The 15,455-nt window shown below is 60.5% G+C and carries 17 protein-coding genes; 7 read left to right on the top strand and 10 right to left on the bottom strand.

Annotated elements, in window-relative coordinates; genetic code table 11:
• Positions 1–6: 6 nt before the first annotated feature.
• Positions 7–813, bottom strand: a complete 807-nt coding sequence (locus AAC126_RS00300) for an ATP-binding cassette domain-containing protein (RefSeq protein WP_339848816.1) — start codon at positions 811–813, stop codon at positions 7–9.
• Positions 814–825: 12 nt separating this feature from the next.
• Positions 826–1,962 carry an MlaE family lipid ABC transporter permease subunit gene (locus tag AAC126_RS00305; protein WP_339848673.1) on the bottom strand — a complete coding sequence of 379 codons (1,137 nt, stop codon included), beginning with the start codon at positions 1,960–1,962 and terminating at the stop codon, positions 826–828.
• Positions 1,963–2,129: 167 nt separating this feature from the next.
• Here AAC126_RS00305 and AAC126_RS00310 point away from each other — a divergent pair, with 167 nt between their 5' ends.
• Complete coding sequence (locus AAC126_RS00310; protein WP_339848675.1) at positions 2,130–2,645, top strand: adenine phosphoribosyltransferase; 516 nt, start codon at positions 2,130–2,132, stop codon at positions 2,643–2,645.
• A gap of 134 nt (positions 2,646–2,779) precedes the next feature.
• Here the strand turns inward: AAC126_RS00310 and AAC126_RS00315 are convergent, their stop codons facing one another.
• Positions 2,780–3,700 (bottom strand): transcriptional regulator GcvA, encoded by a 921-nt coding sequence (locus tag AAC126_RS00315; protein WP_339848676.1) that lies wholly within the window; start codon positions 3,698–3,700, stop codon positions 2,780–2,782.
• A 188-nt stretch (positions 3,701–3,888) separates the two neighbouring features.
• Between AAC126_RS00315 and AAC126_RS00320 the strand changes: the two genes are divergently transcribed.
• Complete coding sequence (locus AAC126_RS00320; protein WP_339848679.1) at positions 3,889–4,173, top strand: DUF1127 domain-containing protein; 285 nt, start codon at positions 3,889–3,891, stop codon at positions 4,171–4,173.
• A 36-nt stretch (positions 4,174–4,209) separates the two neighbouring features.
• Here the strand turns inward: AAC126_RS00320 and AAC126_RS00325 are convergent, their stop codons facing one another.
• A complete protein-coding gene (locus AAC126_RS00325; protein ID WP_339848681.1) occupies positions 4,210–5,436 on the bottom strand; it encodes a bifunctional alpha/beta hydrolase/OsmC family protein in 1,227 nt (408 codons plus the stop codon).
• Positions 5,437–5,850: 414 nt separating this feature from the next.
• On the opposite strand from AAC126_RS00325, the gene AAC126_RS00330 reads away from it, so the two are divergent.
• Positions 5,851–6,531: a hypothetical protein gene (locus tag AAC126_RS00330; RefSeq protein WP_339848682.1), complete on the top strand. Its 681-nt coding sequence runs from the start codon at positions 5,851–5,853 to the stop codon at positions 6,529–6,531.
• 130 nt (positions 6,532–6,661) lie between these two features.
• On the opposite strand, the gene AAC126_RS00335 is transcribed toward AAC126_RS00330, so the two are convergent.
• Genes AAC126_RS00335 through AAC126_RS00345 form a run of 3 tightly spaced genes read right to left on the bottom strand, consistent with a single transcriptional unit; the run spans position 6,662 to position 8,229 of the window.
• Complete coding sequence (locus AAC126_RS00335; protein ID WP_339848684.1) at positions 6,662–7,309, bottom strand: DNA-3-methyladenine glycosylase I; 648 nt, start codon at positions 7,307–7,309, stop codon at positions 6,662–6,664.
• A gap of 13 nt (positions 7,310–7,322) precedes the next feature.
• Positions 7,323–7,610, bottom strand: coding sequence for a hypothetical protein (locus AAC126_RS00340; protein WP_339848688.1), 288 nt, complete (start codon positions 7,608–7,610; stop codon positions 7,323–7,325).
• Positions 7,611–7,626: 16 nt separating this feature from the next.
• Positions 7,627–8,229 carry a TetR/AcrR family transcriptional regulator gene (locus AAC126_RS00345; RefSeq protein ID WP_339848689.1) on the bottom strand — a complete coding sequence of 201 codons (603 nt, stop codon included), beginning with the start codon at positions 8,227–8,229 and terminating at the stop codon, positions 7,627–7,629.
• A gap of 200 nt (positions 8,230–8,429) precedes the next feature.
• Between AAC126_RS00345 and AAC126_RS00350 the strand changes: the two genes are divergently transcribed.
• Both AAC126_RS00350 and AAC126_RS00355 read left to right on the top strand, forming a co-directional pair.
• On the top strand, positions 8,430–9,017 hold the full coding sequence (locus AAC126_RS00350) for a GNAT family N-acetyltransferase (protein ID WP_339848690.1): 588 nt from the start codon (positions 8,430–8,432) through the stop codon (positions 9,015–9,017).
• Between the two features lie 28 nt (positions 9,018–9,045).
• A complete protein-coding gene (locus tag AAC126_RS00355; protein ID WP_339848693.1) occupies positions 9,046–9,555 on the top strand; it encodes an isopentenyl transferase family protein in 510 nt (169 codons plus the stop codon).
• Between the two features lie 40 nt (positions 9,556–9,595).
• On the opposite strand, the gene AAC126_RS00360 is transcribed toward AAC126_RS00355, so the two are convergent.
• On the bottom strand, positions 9,596–10,549 hold the full coding sequence (locus AAC126_RS00360) for a GlxA family transcriptional regulator (RefSeq protein WP_339848695.1): 954 nt from the start codon (positions 10,547–10,549) through the stop codon (positions 9,596–9,598).
• Between the two features lie 82 nt (positions 10,550–10,631).
• Between AAC126_RS00360 and AAC126_RS00365 the strand changes: the two genes are divergently transcribed.
• Entirely contained in the window at positions 10,632–11,297 is a 666-nt protein-coding gene (locus tag AAC126_RS00365; protein ID WP_339848698.1) for a DJ-1/PfpI family protein, read from the top strand.
• A gap of 91 nt (positions 11,298–11,388) precedes the next feature.
• Here the strand turns inward: AAC126_RS00365 and serA are convergent, their stop codons facing one another.
• A complete protein-coding gene (serA, locus tag AAC126_RS00370) occupies positions 11,389–12,966 on the bottom strand; it encodes a phosphoglycerate dehydrogenase (protein ID WP_339848700.1) in 1,578 nt (525 codons plus the stop codon).
• Positions 12,967–13,046: 80 nt separating this feature from the next.
• The gene (locus tag AAC126_RS00375; protein WP_339848702.1) at positions 13,047–14,210 is read right to left on the bottom strand and encodes a phosphoserine transaminase; all 1,164 of its coding nucleotides are present in this window, start codon (positions 14,208–14,210) and stop codon (positions 13,047–13,049) included.
• Positions 14,211–14,842: 632 nt separating this feature from the next.
• Between AAC126_RS00375 and AAC126_RS00380 the strand changes: the two genes are divergently transcribed.
• Positions 14,843–15,349, top strand: a complete 507-nt coding sequence (locus tag AAC126_RS00380) for a hypothetical protein (protein WP_339848703.1) — start codon at positions 14,843–14,845, stop codon at positions 15,347–15,349.
• Positions 15,350–15,455: the final 106 nt, after the last annotated feature.

A 15,455-nucleotide genomic window follows, 5' to 3' on the forward strand; every position in this document is an offset into this window, starting at 1 on the left:
CCTCCCCTAGCCCTTGAGGCCCGGGGTTTCGAAAGCGGCCCGCGCGCGGGGCCCGTGAAAATATTCCTGTATCCAGGGGTGCGGGTTGGCAACCAGTTCCGTCATGGTTCCCACCGTTACCTGCTTGTCGAGCAGCACCGCGATCCGGTCGCAGATTGCCACCAGACTGTCGAGATCATGGGTAACCATGACCACGGTCAGGTTGAGGCTGTCCTGCAAATCCCGGATCAGCATGTCGAAATTCGAGGCACCGATCGGGTCCAGCCCCGCCGTCGGCTCGTCCAGAAAGACGACCTGCGGGTCGAGCGCCAATGCCCGAGCGAGGCTGGCCCGCTTGCGCATGCCCCCCGATAGCTGGGAGGGAAACTTGTCCGCCGCGTTCGGCGGCAGGCCGACCATGTTGATCTTCATCAGCGCCAGCTCCCGCATCAGCAGTTTCGGGATACCGCCGCGCTCCCGCATCGGCGCCATGATGTTCTGCGCCACGGTGAGAGAGCTGAACAGCGCGCCGTCCTGGAACATCATGCCGAACCGGCCCTGCAGCTTGCGCGTCGGCATCTCGCCATGCCCGGCATCGATTGTCTCCCCCAGCAGCTCGATCTCGCCCGCCGCCGGGATCTGCAAGCCGATGATGGTCCGCAGCAGAACGGACTTACCGGAACCCGATCCTCCGACCACCCCCAGCACCTCGCCACGCCGGACATCGAGATCGAGATTGTCATGCACAACCTGCGTGCCGAACGCATTCCGAATGCCGCGCAACCGGATCGCGGGCTGGCTTTCCGCGTCGCTTGTAAAGCTTTCGTCCGTCATCGCCGCCATGGTTCAGATCCCGACTTCGGCAAAGAACACCGCGAACAGTGCATCCAGCACGATCACGATGAAGATGGATTCCACCACGGCCTTGGTGGTGCGGAAGCCGACACTCTCGGCACTGCCGGAAACCTTGAGGCCCTGATGGCAGCCGACAACGGCAATGACATAGGCAAAGACCGGCGCCTTCAGGATACCGGTGCCGAAATCCCAGAAATCGACAGCGCCCTTGAGCTGGGTCAGGAACTGCTGGATCGACAGGTCCAGCGTCAGCACCGCGATCATGGCACCACCCGCGAGCCCCGCGATATCGCCGATGAAAACCAGGATCGGCAGGGCGATGAACAACGCGATCAGGCGCGGGATCACCAGCACGTCGACCGGCGACAAACCCAGCGTCTCCAGCGCATCCACTTCCTGGTTCACCTTCATGGTGCCGATCTGGGCCGTAAAGGCACTGCCGGACCGGCCCGCGACGATGATCGCCGTCAGCAGCACGCCGATCTCACGCAGCACGGAGACGCCGACAAGGTTCACCGTCAGGATCGCGGCGCCAAACCGCTCAAGCTGGAGCGAGCCCATATAGGCCAGCACCACGCCGACCAGAAAACAGAGCAGCGCGACGATACCAACGGCATTGAGGCCGACATATTCGAGCTGGCTGACCAGCGCCACGAAACGAAGCCGGGCCCGGCCGGTAAGCAGCGCAAGCAGCGAGACAATGGTCAGGCCGAAGAACCCGAACAGATCACGCCCGACATGGGCCATGTCGAACATCGCCTTCCCGGCCCGCGCGGCGATCACAATCAACGGGTTCGGCCTGTTTGCATCGGTCGGCACGTCCGGATCGGGAATGAAGGCTTTCTCCAGCAGAGCCGCATATTCCGCCCGCAGGCCGTCCAGCCGGACCTCGATCCCGCGCCCGGAGAATGCTTCGGATGTCCGGCGCAAAACCCACGCCCCGGCACTGTCCAGCGCGGTGACATCGGCGGCGTCGATCACCACCTGGCGCGGGGATGCCTTCACGGCCTGCCGGAACTCCCGGTCCAGCCGTCCGACGGCATCCACCGTCAGAGGCCCTGTAATGCCGACCCTGAGTTCACCGCCGGCTTCCGTGATCGAAAGCGAGGTCTCGGCTGCAGCCGCCACGTCTTGTTCCCCCCAGTCCAAGGACACCGGCACGCGGCCGGTCGGCGCGTGATGCTTCAGGCACGTCTTATGCGCCTGAAAATCCTTACAAAGCACAAGATACTGGAATTCATCGCAACACTCACCTATCAAGGCCGCTGCTTAACAGATGCCACGGGAATCCGAGCATGGACCTGAAGAAACATATCCGCGAAGTGCCCGATTTTCCGAAGCCGGGCATCCTGTTCTACGATATCTCCACCCTGCTCGCGCACCCGGCAGCCTGGAAGGCGACCGTGGAGCAATTGAAAACCGTTGTCGACGGCTACAAACCAGACGTGCTGGCCGGCATCGAATCCCGAGGCTTCCTTGTCGCCGCCCCGCTGGCCCTGGAACTCGGCCTCGGCTTTCACATGGTCCGCAAGAAGGGCAAGCTGCCCGGCAAGACCATTCCCTATACCTATGATCTGGAATATGGCAGCGACACGATCGAGGTGCAGGACGGTGCCATCGAGCCCGGCCAGCGCGTGGTCATCCTCGACGACCTGCTGGCCACCGGCGGCACGCTTGCCGCCGCCATCGAGCTGGTCCGCAAGGTCGGCGGCGAAGTCACCGGCGCCGCCAGCATCATGGAACTCACCTTCCTGAAGGGCCGCGACCGTCTCGACATCCCCTTCACCTCACTAATTTCCTACGACGACTGAAGGCCAACCGAAGCCTTCTCATTATCGTCATCCCGGCCAGAGAGCCGGGACCTAGAAGATCATGGAGTGCCATTTGCCGTCCTTGGATCCCGACCTGCGTCGGGATGACGATGCACTGTCGAGAGCTCGTCCCCTTAACCCGCAACCTCCCCGCTCACCGCGCGCCCTTCCTCCATCAACCAGTCGCGGAACGCGGCGATCTTTGGCGTATCCGCCCGATCCTTCGCGCTCAGCAAATAAAAGGAGAAGGTCAGCGGCGTACTGAGCCCGGGATCGAAGGGACGGACGAGACGGCCGGCCGCGAGGTGATCCGCCACCAGTAATTCCCCAACCAGAGCTACGCCGTGGCCATCGACCGCCGACTGAATGGCCATGCTTTCCATATTGAAGCGCGGCCCCCGGGCCGGGTCGATATCGTGCAGACCGGCCGCCAGCAACCACATGCGCCAACTCGCCTCGGCTTCGGTCCAGTCAATATGTAGCAGGGTATGGTGGCGCAGATCCTCTGGCCTGCGTAAGGGGTGCACGCCTTCCAACAATGCCGGGCTGCAAACCGGTGTATTGAGCTGACCGAACAACCGTTCGACCCGAACGCCCTCATAGCCGCCGGGACCATAGCGCACCGCCACATCAACATCATCGCGCGTCAGATCAACCAGACGGTCGGTTCCGTCGATGCGGATTTCGATGTCCGGATGTTTGCTGCGGAACCGCTCGAGCCTGGGCAGCAGCCACATGCCGCCGAAGGAAGGACTGACGCTAATGGTCAGGACACCGCTTTCGCAATGGCTGCGTATCTGATCCACCGCCTGGGCCAGCTTGTCGAAGCCCTGCCCCAATATCGGCAAAGCGGCCTGACCAGCCTCTGTAAGACGCAATGCCCGGGTCAGGCGCCGGAACAAGGGCACTTCGAGCAGTTCTTCCAGCGCCTTGACCTGATGGCTGATCGCCGCCGGCGTGACGTTCAGCTCGGCCGCCGCCTTTGTGAAGCTGAGATGCCGCCCGGCCGCCTCGAAGGCCCTGAGGGCATTAAGTGGCGGTTGCGGTCGCCCCATCACTTACACCTGAATTTTTCTAAAACATAAACCGAGATCTTCTCGTTTGTCGGCAACCATAATAATCAATATTTGATTGATAAGACAACAAACACTGTACCGCATTTGACCGGGAAGGCGGAGATTAAGTTCAAATATTTCTCCACCATAAAGACCGCAAACAGCCCCTTAAGCCGCTGGAGGAAGTGATGCGCCTACGCCACTGCCACCCCAATCTCGCCAACACCATCCAGTGTCCACGGGCCGAGCCGTTCGGGCATCCGGTTTTCAAAAGCCTGTCACGGCTCATCCATGCCGTGGAGGAAGTTGTGCGACAGGAGTTTGCAAAAATCTCCCGCGAGCGATTGCGGCGCAGCAGAATCCGGACGCTTCAGGGCCTGAGCGACCGTCAACTTCTGGATATTGGCGTGGAACGCGCCGATATCACCGAGCGGGTCGAGGAAATCCTCGAAAGGAAAGCGCGCCCGGAGTGAAGCTCCGGTGCAGATGCCTGCAAAGGCAAAGCATCGTCACACGCTCTCGACCATCTCCGTCTCGATCACGATTTCCGAATGCAAGGTCCGGTGGACCGGACACTTGTCGGCAATCTCCCGGAGCTTTTGCCGATGCTCTGCGTCGAGCGGCCCCTCGATCATGATCTCCCGGCTGATCTTGTCGATCTTTCCGGCCTGCGTCTCACAGTCGGTACAGTCATCGGCATGAATTTTACTGTGTCGCAGCCGGGTCTCGAGGCGGTCGATTTGCCAGCCCTTGCGTTCGGCATAGAGCGACAGGGTCATGTTGGTGCAGGCACCGAGACCGGCCAGCAGGAAGTCATAGGGTCCGGGGCCACTGTTATCGCCGCCGACACTTTTCGGCTCGTCCGCCCGTAGTCTGTGCCCCGCCGCGAGGATGGCTTGCGGGAATTTGCCCTCGCCCAGATGCGCGACCACGACGTCTCCCTCGCGTGCGGCAAGCTGTAGCGGCGCTTCTTCCGGAACAAGGCGACCCGCCCACGCGGCAATGACCGAGGCCACATAAGCCGCGTCCGCCGGCCGGGTGAGCAAATGGTCCGCCTTGTCGAGCGAGACAAAGCTCTTCGGGTGTTTGGCGGCGTCAAAGATCCGGGCCGCATTCCCGATACCGACGGTCATGTCCAGGGGGGCATGGAAAATCAGCAGGTCTCGCTTCAGGTTGGCAATCCGCTCTTCCAGATCATGCGTCTTGAGATCATCTATGAAAGACTTCCGGATCCGGAAATTCCGGCCGGCGAGCGACACATCCGCCTCTCCGTCCCGCTCGATAACGTCCAGATCCGCGCCGAAATTATGCACGACATGCTCCGGGTCCGCCGGCGCACCGATAGTCGCAACACCCTTGGCCTCCGGGATGTGGGCGGCGGCCGACAGAACCGCGGCCCCACCAAGCGAATGCCCGATCAGCGCCGTCGGCGCCATTCCTTCACCACGCATCCAGTCCGCCGCCGCGACGAGGTCCTGAATGTTCGAGGCGAAAGTCGTATTCGCGAACTCCCCCTCGCTGTGCCCGAGCCCCGTAAAGTCGAACCGCAGCACGGCGAGCCCCTGCGCCGCCAGGCCACCCGCGATCTGGCGCGCGGCCGCAATGTCCTTCGAGCAGGTGAAGCAATGGGCGAACAGCGCATATCCGCGCGGCTTGCCGACCGGCAGATCAAGACGCGCCGCCAGTGTGTCACCCTGTGCCCCCGGAAAACTGACTCTTCTGGTCTCGACCGACATAGGCTGCCCCTTTTATAAATCGACGCCTGGATACAGGCTGAACTGGTCATGGTGACCTGACCATAACCGCCCCGAGTGATATATGCAGAGCTTGGGGAATGGGGCGTCATATCCGCGTGAGCAGGGCGACATGAAATATTGAATCTGTTCCCGTCCTCACATGCCGCACGCCATACATTCGCTAAAAACACGCAACACCTTAGCCAATGCAAACTCCAGATCGTGTCTGAACTGTCGACATTGCCCCACTAGCCTCGCGGTGAGGGCGCATTAGTTTTAGTAATAAAAATTATCACTAAACACAACTAATAGGTGTATATATCAATTTATATGAGTAATATTTTACTCAACATCTGTACGCGCCGTCAAAGTTATCGGCAGCTTGAGCGCACACATTTATGAGGAGTAAGGAAGATGGTTGCAGTTGTAGTGATTAATTCGGGCGATTGTGACGGAAATCCGGTTGCAACAGTCCATGACCCTTGCCCGTCTGGTGACGGCGGAAACGGAAGCGACGCCGGCTTTTCCACAGGTGATGTCAAGTTGACCTTCAAAAACACGCCAGAATCTGGCTGGGTAATGTGCGACGATGGAAGCATCGGAAATGCAGCGTCTGCAGCGACAAATCGCGCTGATGCGGATACTGAGGCGCTCTACACACTATTCTGGAACAGCGTTTCCGATACATACGCGCCCGTTACAGGCGGGCGTGGTGCAGACGCAGCCGCAGACTTTGCGGCTAACAAACCGCTGACACTTACGAAAATGCTCGGTCGGACAGTTGGGGTTTCGGGTGCGGGCGCGTCATTGACGACACGCTCACTTGGTCAAACTGTCGGCGCAGAGTCACATACATTGACCAAAACAGAATTACCTGCCGACAAACTTCTAAACGGAGTGGGTGATGATGGAGCCAACCATTGTTTCGTGTACGGTATTACCTCCAGCGGGGCGCCCGGGGCGGCAATTGGTTCGGTTGGCCTAACCAACACAACGCCGCCACCATACCAAGGGTATACAGAGCCTATGGGAAGCGGAAGCTCTCATAACAATATGCAGCCCACGGCTTTTTTGAATGCGATGATTAAGCTGTAATTAAAAGAAGAGTTCAGCCGAATAAAGGGCGGCACGTTATTAATACTACGTTTCTCGGCATCGCTTAAGAGATTAACGGATCTCTCCATTTATTCTATGCTGAACGTCACCTTTTTCCCTGGACTCCACATCAGGTGCTAGATGACGATGCAGGTGCGGGAATAAGTATGGCCGCAGGATGCACAAAATCCGCTCGCGCTGTCGTCACCTGTTCCCGCACCACGCACGCTTCCACATGATCGTTGATCAGCCCCATGGCCTGCATGAAGGCATAGACCGTGGTCGGGCCGACGAATTTCCAGCCGCGCTTTTTCAGCTCTTTTGAGAGCGCAATCGAGGCTGCTGAGGTGGAGGCGGTTTGCGGGGCGGCAAGCCCTGCCGTACTGGGCTCATAGCTCCAGAAGAAAGCCGCGAGGGAGCCTTCCTGTTCGACCATCTCCACCGCCCGGGCCGCATTATTGATCACAGCCTCGATCTTGCCCCGATGGCGGACGATACCGGCATCTCCGAGCAGCCGTTCAACGTCCTTCTCCGTGAATGCCGCGACCTCCGCGAACTCGAAATTGCGGAACGCGGCACGGAAATTCTCCCGCTTCGCCAGGATGGTCCGCCAGCTCAGGCCGGACTGGAAGCTTTCCAGACACAGTTTCTCGAACAATCGCCTGTCATCGGCCACCGGGAATCCCCATTCCGTGTCGTGATAGGGCAGAAATTCCGGGGCTCCGCCGCACCAGCGGCAGCGCGGCTTGCCGTCCGGCGCGATGAAGGGGTCGCTCATGATTTCAGTCCTCTCAGGTGGCGAGAAAATCGAGGCGCGGATCGGTCATGGCCGGGGCGATCTCGATGATTTCCGGCTGGACCACGTCTTCGGCGACGAACGGATCCTCCGCCAGCCGGGCCTCCAGAGCTTCCCGGTCAAGATTGTGCGCAAGGATGCCGCCGCCCGCACCCGGCGGCAGGCTTCCAGCCAACAGAAAGATGCCATCTTCGAAGCCACGCTTCAGCCAGGCCTTGTGCCCGTCCATGAAATCACCGGCGCGGTCTTTGTGTTTGGAGAATTTTAGCAGGGCGACAAACATCGGATCACTCTCCCGGTCAGTGGGGTTTTGCGGAGGATGAGACGGTGACGCCCCTTGCGGCCTCGTCCGCCAGCCAGTCACACATGGACGCGACTTCGCGCTCGACAAAGGCTGGGTCCCGATAGGCGGCGGACAGTGTGGCGACACCCTGGCTGCGCACCAGAAGATGCATGGCGAGCGCATCAGCGTCAGCCTCCCGGCCAAGCCGTTCGAACTGCCGGCGGAGCCAGGTCCGGAACAGCGTGAAGATCCGGGCCGCCTCGTCCTGGGCCTCATGGTTGAGCTTGGCGAGTTCGGTGCTGAGAGAGCCGACGGGGCAGCCGAATTGTTCGATCTTGTCCCGGTTGCGGATCAGGATGTGAATGAAGCTGCGAATACGCTCCGCCGGATCGTCTCCGGCGCTCTCCCAGTCCCGCAACATGGCCGATGTGTTTGCCATCCGGCGCGCGATCACGGCCTCCAGCAAATCGTCCTTGGCCTTGTAATGGTAATAGAAATTGCCCCGGGAGATACCGACAGCAGCGGCAATGTCCGCGAAAGACGTCGCCTCGAAGCCTTGCCGGTAGAACAGATCGTCGGCGCAATCGACAATCCGCTCTGCAGTCTTTCCGTCTTGCATTTCCTGTCCCCGATTGAGCAAAACATCATTAGGACATTCGTCCTAATTAATCAAGACCGCTTCACACGGATGCGCCAGGCTGCTGACACAACGCTGTCAGCAGTGCCTGATTAGCAAGGGAGTCCGGCCGGGCCTTGTCGCTCCGGTCGTAATTGGCGACGATCCGCACCGCCGTGAACGATGAACGGGGCAGGAAGACAATGGCCGGCAACAATCCGGAAACGGGGAATGAATTCGATATCCGCCCGGCCGACTGGCATGGCTTTGAAGCTGTCATGGGCGAGAAAGGCGGCTGCGGCGGATGCTGGTGCATGCTCTGGCGATTGCCAAAGAAAGAAATGGATGCGGGCATGGGTGACGGTAATCGCGCGGCCATGAAGGCGCTGTTCGACACGGGGCACATACCGGGCCTCGTTGCCTGGCGGGCGGGCGAAGCCGTTGGCTGGATTCAGGTCGATGAACGAAACGCCTTTCCGCGCCTTGCCTCTTCCCGCGTGCTGAAGCCTCTGGACCAACAGCCCGTCTGGAGCATTTCCTGCTTCCTTGTCGACAAACGCTTCCGCAAGCAAGGCCTCTCGCTAAAGCTGCTTGAGGCCGCATGCGACTTCGCCCGGGATCGCGGCGCGACAATTCTGGAAGGCTATCCCGTCGACAGCTCGAAGAAGAGCTATCCGGCCGTCTATGCCTGGACAGGCTTCATCGGCGCTTTCCGCGACGCCGGTTTCGAGGAAGCCGCGCGACGCTCCGAAACACGGCCGATCATGCGAAAGCGGCTGGACGGTGCATGAGCGGTAATTTTCACGACCGGGAATATGCATGATAAACCGCGTGCTCATCGTCGGCTGCCCCGGCGCCGGTAAATCAACTGCGGCAAGAAGCCTCGCAAAAATCACCGGATTGCCGATTATTCATCTGGACCGGCATTACTGGAAACCCGGATGGGTACGCCCGGATCGCGACGAATGGCGGGCAAAGGTACAGCATCTGGCCGAGCAACCGCGATGGATTATGGACGGCAATTACGGCGGGTCGCTGGACCTGCGCCTTCCGGCTGCCGATACACTTATCCATCTGGATTTCTCCACGCCCGTCTGCTTCATACGCGCCTTGCGCCGCAGCTGGACCGGGCTGGGCGAATTACGCGGTGAAGAGTTCGTCGAGGGATGCCCCGAGCGCCTGGACTTGGATTTCCTGCGCTTTGTGTTGAAGTACAGGCGCGGACAGAGAAAACGGGATCTTGAGCGTTTGTCCGCGTTCAGAGGCGATATGCACCGCTTCACCTCACCGCGTAAGCTCAGGGTATATCTGGAAAACCTGGAGGAGTAGTGGAGGAGCGTTACTAAGAGAACGTTCCCCCTTACAAGGATCAGACGAACCGCTCGCGATACTCTTGCGGGCTTGAGCCGAGGCGGCGCCGGAAAACGCGGCGCATGGTTTCCTCCGTCCCGAACCCGCACCGTTGGGCAACCCGCGAGACAGAACCGTTCTGCTCAAGCAGGCGCCGGGCGGTTTCCAGGCGCATATCCTCCAGTGCGTTTGCCGGGGTCCGGCCCGTTGCACCCCGGTAATGCCGGGAAAAGCTCCGGACGCTCATCCCGGCCCGAGCGGCAAGATCGTCGATTGAAAGCCGACCAGCAAGGTTCTGCTGCATCCACGCGTGCAACTCGTCGAACCGTCCCTCTCCGCCCTGCAGCCCGAGAATTGTGCTGAATTGCGACTGACCTCCCGGTCGCTTCAGGAACACGACGAGTTGCCGGGCCACGCTCAATGCCATCTCCCGGCCAAGATCGGCCTCAACCATGGCCAAAGACAGATCGATCCCCGCCGTCACACCGGCCGAAGTCCAGATATCGCCGTCGCGCACAAAAATCGGATCCATCTCGAGACGGACCTTGGGAAAGCGCAAGGTGAACTCCTCGCAGCGCTGCCAGTGCGTCACCGCCCGGCGGCCATCGAGCAATCCGGCCGTCGCGAGCAGAAACGCGCCGCTGCAGACGGATGCCGTCCGACGCGCCGACCGGGCCCGGTCGCGCAGCCACGCCACCAGCTCCGCATCCTCACAAGCAGCATTGACGCCCACGCCACCAGCCGCGATGAAAGTGTCTACAGGCCTATCCGGCGCTCCCATTGGCTTTACCGAAAGAGAAAGGCCAGCACTGGTTTTCACATCGGGTCCGCGCCCGACGACGACAGGCACATAAGGCGCCGCGCCGCCATCCGAGCGCGCCTGATCGTTGGCCGTGGAGAACACCTGCAACGGGCCCGCGATGTCGAGCAGTTGGCAGTCCGGGAATCCCAGTATCTCGATATGACGAGTCATTTTGGCCTGATATGTTGGATCTTTGGCGGTACGGCCAAAATAATTGGCCCTAAGCTCTCCACAGTCAACCAGGAGCACTCACATGACAGTCAAAATTGGTCTTCTTCTGTTTCCCGGCGTCCAGTTACTGGACTTCGTTGGTCCCTATGAAACCTTCAAAGCCACGCCCGAGGCGGAGACACTTCTTGTCGGTGCGGACATGCAGCCCCTTACCGCCTCCTGCGGCCTTCCCCTCCAGCCCACGATCTCGTTCGATGACTGCCCGCAGCTCGACGTGATCTGCGTGCCGGGCGGCGCCGGCGTCAATCCACTGTTACGCGACGAAGCCACCCTTTCCTTCATCCGGGAACAGGCCGGGGGCGCCCGCTACATCACTTCCGTCTGCACCGGCTCCCTGCTGCTCGGTGCCGCGGGACTGCTGAAGGGCAAGAAAGCAACGTCGCACTGGTATGCGGTCGATTTTCTGGAAAAGTTCGGCGCCATTTACACGCCGGGGCGTGTCGTGCGCGACGGCAATCTGATTACCGCCGGCGGGATTACGTCAGGCATCGATTTCGGGCTGGTGATGATTGCCGAGCTGTTCGGACAGGAAGAAGCCGAGGCCGTCCAGCTCGGGATCGAATATGCTCCGCAACCGCCCTTTAACAGCGGAACACCCGAGACTGCTCCCGCCGGAGCCAGGGCCCTGGCCGAGCAGCGGCTGGGGGGCTCGCGAAAAATCCGGGAACAGATTTTCGCCGATATGTGAGGTATCGGAGATACTCGTGAGGCGTTGGAGATACTCGCGCGATATCCGCCCAAATTCGTCATCCCCTCGCACGAGGGGATGACGGTGATGTTTAGAAGTTCAGCGCATCCACCCGTGCGACGTTCGGCAATGCCTTCACCGCGTTCAGCAGATCCTCGCCCACCGCGCTGTCCACTTCGACAAGGGCCACCGCCTCGCCGCCCTCTTCCCGGCGGCCGAGATGGAAGGTGGCGATATTGACCCCGGCATCGCCAAGGGCGGACCCCAGCGAGCCGATGAAGCCCGGCTTGTCGTAATTGCGGACATAGAGCATGTGTGCGCCGAACTCGGCCTCGATGGCGATCCCCTGCACATCCACCAGACGCGGCAGATTCTCGGCAAAGAGTGTTCCCGCAACCGTCCGGGTGCGTTCTCCGGTCTCGACAGTCACCCGCAGCATGGTCTGGTAGTCGCAGGGCCGGTCATGCTTGATCGTGGTCACGGCGATACCGCGCGCCTGCGCTTCCGCCGGGGCGCTGACCATGTTGACCGAAGTCAATGTCGGCTTGAGCACGCCCGTGAGAGCGGCCGCCACCACAGGTGCCGGATTGATTTCCGCCGCCAGTCCCTCGAACTCGATGGAGATCGATTTGATAGCGCTGCCGATCACCTGCCCCGAGAAGGCGCCGAGATTTTCCGCCAGCTTCATATAAGGCTTCAGCAGCGGCGCCTCTTCTGCCGTGACGGACGGCATGTTGACCGCGTTGGTCACTGCTCCCGTCAGCAGATAGTCGGACATCTGCTCCGCCACCTGCAGGGCGACCTTTTCCTGTGCTTCACTGGTGGACGCGCCGAGATGCGGGGTGGCGATGAAGTTCGGCGCACCGAACAACACGTTTTCCCTGGCCGGTTCCTCGACGAAAACATCGAAGGCGGCACCGGCGACATGGCCGGTTTCCAAAGCACCGCGCAAGGCTACTTCGTCCACCAACCCGCCACGGGCGCAGTTGATGATCCGGACGCCCGCTTTCATCTTCTGGATCGCGCCCGCATCGATGATGTTGCGCGTCGCGTCCGTCATCGGCGTGTGCAGGGTGATGATATCCGCCTCGGCAAAGAGCTGGTCGAGCTCCACCTTGGTGACACCAAGCTGCGCCGCCCGCTCATCACTGAGATAGGGATCATAGGCGGCAACCCGCATTTTCAATCCGCGTGCCCGGTCGGCGACGATGGCGCCGATATTGCCGCAGCCGATCAGGCCGAGGCGCTTGCCGGTCAGCTCGACGCCCATGAATTTGGACTTCTCCCACTTGCCTTCCTGGGTGGAGCGGTCGGCGGCGGGGATCTGGCGGGCCAGCGCGAACATCATGGCAATGGCATGTTCCGCCGTGGTGATGGCATTGCCGAAGGGCGTGTTCATCACCACCACACCGGCGGCCGTCGCGGCGGCGGTATCGACATTGTCGACACCGATACCGGCCCGGCCAACGACCTTCAGGTTCGGCGCCTTGGCCAGAACCTCTTTCGTCACCTTGGTCGCGGACCGGATGGCGAGGCCGTCATAATCACCGATGATCTCAAGCAATTCATCAGCCGACAGGCCGGGTTTGAAATCGGTCTCCAGGCCACGCGCGCGGAAAATCTCCACGGCGGCGGGGCTCAGCTTGTCTGAAATAAGGACTTTGGGCACGGCATGCTCCTCGAGCGCTCGTATTTATTCTGCATTCTCGGGAAAGACGCTCCCGGCCTGTTGCCGGGAGCATTTTTCGATCAGGCAGCCTCTGACTTGGACTGCTTCACCTGGCCATAGGCCCAGTCGAGCCACGGCAGCAGAGCTTCCATGTCGGCAGCCTCGACGGTCGCCCCGCCCCAGAGCCGGAGACCGGCAGGCGCATCGCGATACCCGTTGATGTCGAAAGCAACGCCTTCGGCCTCAAGCAGGGCGTCGATCTGTTTCATGGCCGCCCGCTGATCCTCTTCGGACAAGCCGTCGAACCACGGATCGGAGGCAGAGATGCAGATGGATGTACTGGAACGCACCGCTGGGTCCGCCGCGAGGAAACCCGCCCAGTCGCTTTTTTCGACCCAGACAGAGACCGCCGCGAGGTTGGCTTCGGAGCGGGCAATCATACCCTTCAGGCCGCCGATCTGTTCCGCCCATTTCAGCGCATCGAGAACGTCCTCGACCGCCAGCATGGAAGGCGTGTTGATGGTCTCGCCCTTGAAAATGCCCTCGATCAGCTTGCCGCCCTTGGTCATGCGGAAGATCTTCGGCATCGGCCAGGCCGGAGCATAGCTTTCCAGCCGCTCCACGGCGCGGGGGCTGAGGATCAGCATGCCGTGTGCACCCTCACCGCCCAGCACCTTCTGCCAGGAATAGGTGGTGACATCGAGCTTCTGCCACGGCAGATCCATGGCGAAGACGGCCGAAGTCGCGTCGCACAGGGTCAGGCCTTCGCGATCGTCCGCGATCCAGTCGCCGTTCGGCACCCGGACACCGGAGGTCGTGCCGTTAAAGGTGAAGACGGTATCGCGCTTGGGATCGACAGCGGAAAGATCCGCGATCTGGCCGTAATCGGCCTCAAGCACCCGGACATCCTCAAGCTTGAGCTGCTTGACCACATCCGTTACCCAGCCGGAACCAAAGCTTTCCCATGCCAGCAGATCAACGCCACGGGCACCGAGCATGGACCACATGGCCATCTCGAAGGCGCCGGTATCGGACGCCGGCACGATGCCGATGCGGTAATCATCCGGCACACCCAAAAGGGCACGGGTCCGGTCAATGACTTCCTTGAGTTTGGATTTTCCGATCTTGGATCGGTGAGAACGCCCTAAAGCGGCGTCAGCAAGTGCAGCGGGGCCCCATCCGGGTCGCTTAGCGCAAGGTCCGGACGAGAACTGAGGCGCACACGGGGTTGCCGTCGGCTTCATCGTATCATCCTTAACATGTAACCACTCGTTGGGGAGTGGCGGCCCGCCGCAGACGCTATGGATTTCGCCGGAACTGTCAACAGGGGAATTGTCACCGTCCAATGTTGCAGCGCGAAAATTTACACACATCCCCTGTCCGGAATGGAAAAGATCATTCGGTTTCAGAAAGGATCAAAGGTGCGTCAAAACGCCTCACACCCATTCATTACAGTCAAAATTGGCTCAAATCACTTCAAATCGTTGCAAGTTCGCCACACCCCGAAAGGGAAACCGGCTCATTCCAAATCGAGATCAATTTAATGCGACGAATGGGTTGCACCACAAAAATTTGCAGCATATATTGTGCACTGCAATACGGACTGCCCAGCCGTATTGTTTACTTCTTGGGCGTTTCCTCCCTTAACTCGGGCCGCTGTGAAGCGGCCCTTTTTTCTTGCCTATAGGTCAGTTCTGACCGGCAGAAATCGCCTGCCGGGAAACACTGGCAGCCGCAAAACAACCGGCCCCCACATTACTTTATCATTATAAATCAAATAGATAATTCACTCGAGAAGGCATTGGCACATATTGGCCCGCCTCTTGCTCCTGTCGTTCGGAACAATTAACGCAGCATTCGACAGCTGGAGCTAAAAATGGCAGACATCGATTACCGCACCTGGCCGGCCCACGGCTCGACCATCGAGCATTCCGACACGAACTGGATGACCCCGGCCGGTCGCTTTAACCAGGGATTTTCGTCTGCCGACCAGCATCACGGCGAAGCAATGGCCGCGAACCAGAATATCGGAACGCCCGCCTTTTCCCTGGCCGATCATCTGCCGGAAGTCATCGTCGAAGCTGTCGGCGACTGGGCGACCCATCTCCAGCATCAGAGCTGGCGCCTGCGCCGCCGTGCCCTGTCCCGCTTTGCCGAGGCCTTTGCGGACCAGTTCGTGGCCCTGAACCCGGCCCTGAGCGACGAGGAATACGAGAGCTTGACCGATATCGGCTACACCTGCCTGCTTGAGAAGCTGGATGACGGTCAGCCTATCGCCAGCCTGGATCAGGCCCATTGCTACAAGCGCAGCGTCCATGACGAACACCGGTTCGCCGCCGATCTCTTCATCGAGATCAACCTGCCAACGGCAACCATCCACTGATTTCCCCCGCGCCGTCCCCCCAACGGCGCCTCTCCCCGCTAAGGGCCGCGAAAGCGGCCCTTTTTTTGATGCTTACTGCTTCGGAAGTGGGGCGAGACGGCGGTGT

This window comes from uncultured Nisaea sp. (assembly GCF_963974195.1).
GTDB lineage: Bacteria > Pseudomonadota > Alphaproteobacteria > Thalassobaculales > Thalassobaculaceae > Nisaea.

Bases quoted from the DNA above. Each gene is read 5' to 3' on its own strand.
- AAC126_RS00380 (WP_339848703.1), top strand. From the start codon at position 14,843: ATGGCAGACATCGATTACCGCACCTGGCCGGCCCACGGCTCGACCATC.
- AAC126_RS00345 (WP_339848689.1), bottom strand. From the start codon at position 8,229: ATGCAAGACGGAAAGACTGCAGAGCGGATTGTCGATTGCGCCGACGAT.
- AAC126_RS00300 (WP_339848816.1), bottom strand. From the start codon at position 813: ATGACGGACGAAAGCTTTACAAGCGACGCGGAAAGCCAGCCCGCGATC.
- AAC126_RS00315 (WP_339848676.1), bottom strand. From the start codon at position 3,700: ATGGGGCGACCGCAACCGCCACTTAATGCCCTCAGGGCCTTCGAGGCG.
- AAC126_RS00325 (WP_339848681.1), bottom strand. From the start codon at position 5,436: ATGTCGGTCGAGACCAGAAGAGTCAGTTTTCCGGGGGCACAGGGTGAC.
- AAC126_RS00360 (WP_339848695.1), bottom strand. From the start codon at position 10,549: ATGACTCGTCATATCGAGATACTGGGATTCCCGGACTGCCAACTGCTC.
- AAC126_RS00365 (WP_339848698.1), top strand. From the start codon at position 10,632: ATGACAGTCAAAATTGGTCTTCTTCTGTTTCCCGGCGTCCAGTTACTG.
- AAC126_RS00310 (WP_339848675.1), top strand. From the start codon at position 2,130: ATGGACCTGAAGAAACATATCCGCGAAGTGCCCGATTTTCCGAAGCCG.
- AAC126_RS00335 (WP_339848684.1), bottom strand. From the start codon at position 7,309: ATGAGCGACCCCTTCATCGCGCCGGACGGCAAGCCGCGCTGCCGCTGG.
- AAC126_RS00340 (WP_339848688.1), bottom strand. From the start codon at position 7,610: ATGTTTGTCGCCCTGCTAAAATTCTCCAAACACAAAGACCGCGCCGGT.
- AAC126_RS00355 (WP_339848693.1), top strand. From the start codon at position 9,046: ATGATAAACCGCGTGCTCATCGTCGGCTGCCCCGGCGCCGGTAAATCA.
- AAC126_RS00320 (WP_339848679.1), top strand. From the start codon at position 3,889: ATGCGCCTACGCCACTGCCACCCCAATCTCGCCAACACCATCCAGTGT.
- AAC126_RS00375 (WP_339848702.1), bottom strand. From the start codon at position 14,210: ATGAAGCCGACGGCAACCCCGTGTGCGCCTCAGTTCTCGTCCGGACCT.
- AAC126_RS00350 (WP_339848690.1), top strand. From the start codon at position 8,430: ATGGCCGGCAACAATCCGGAAACGGGGAATGAATTCGATATCCGCCCG.
- AAC126_RS00330 (WP_339848682.1), top strand. From the start codon at position 5,851: ATGGTTGCAGTTGTAGTGATTAATTCGGGCGATTGTGACGGAAATCCG.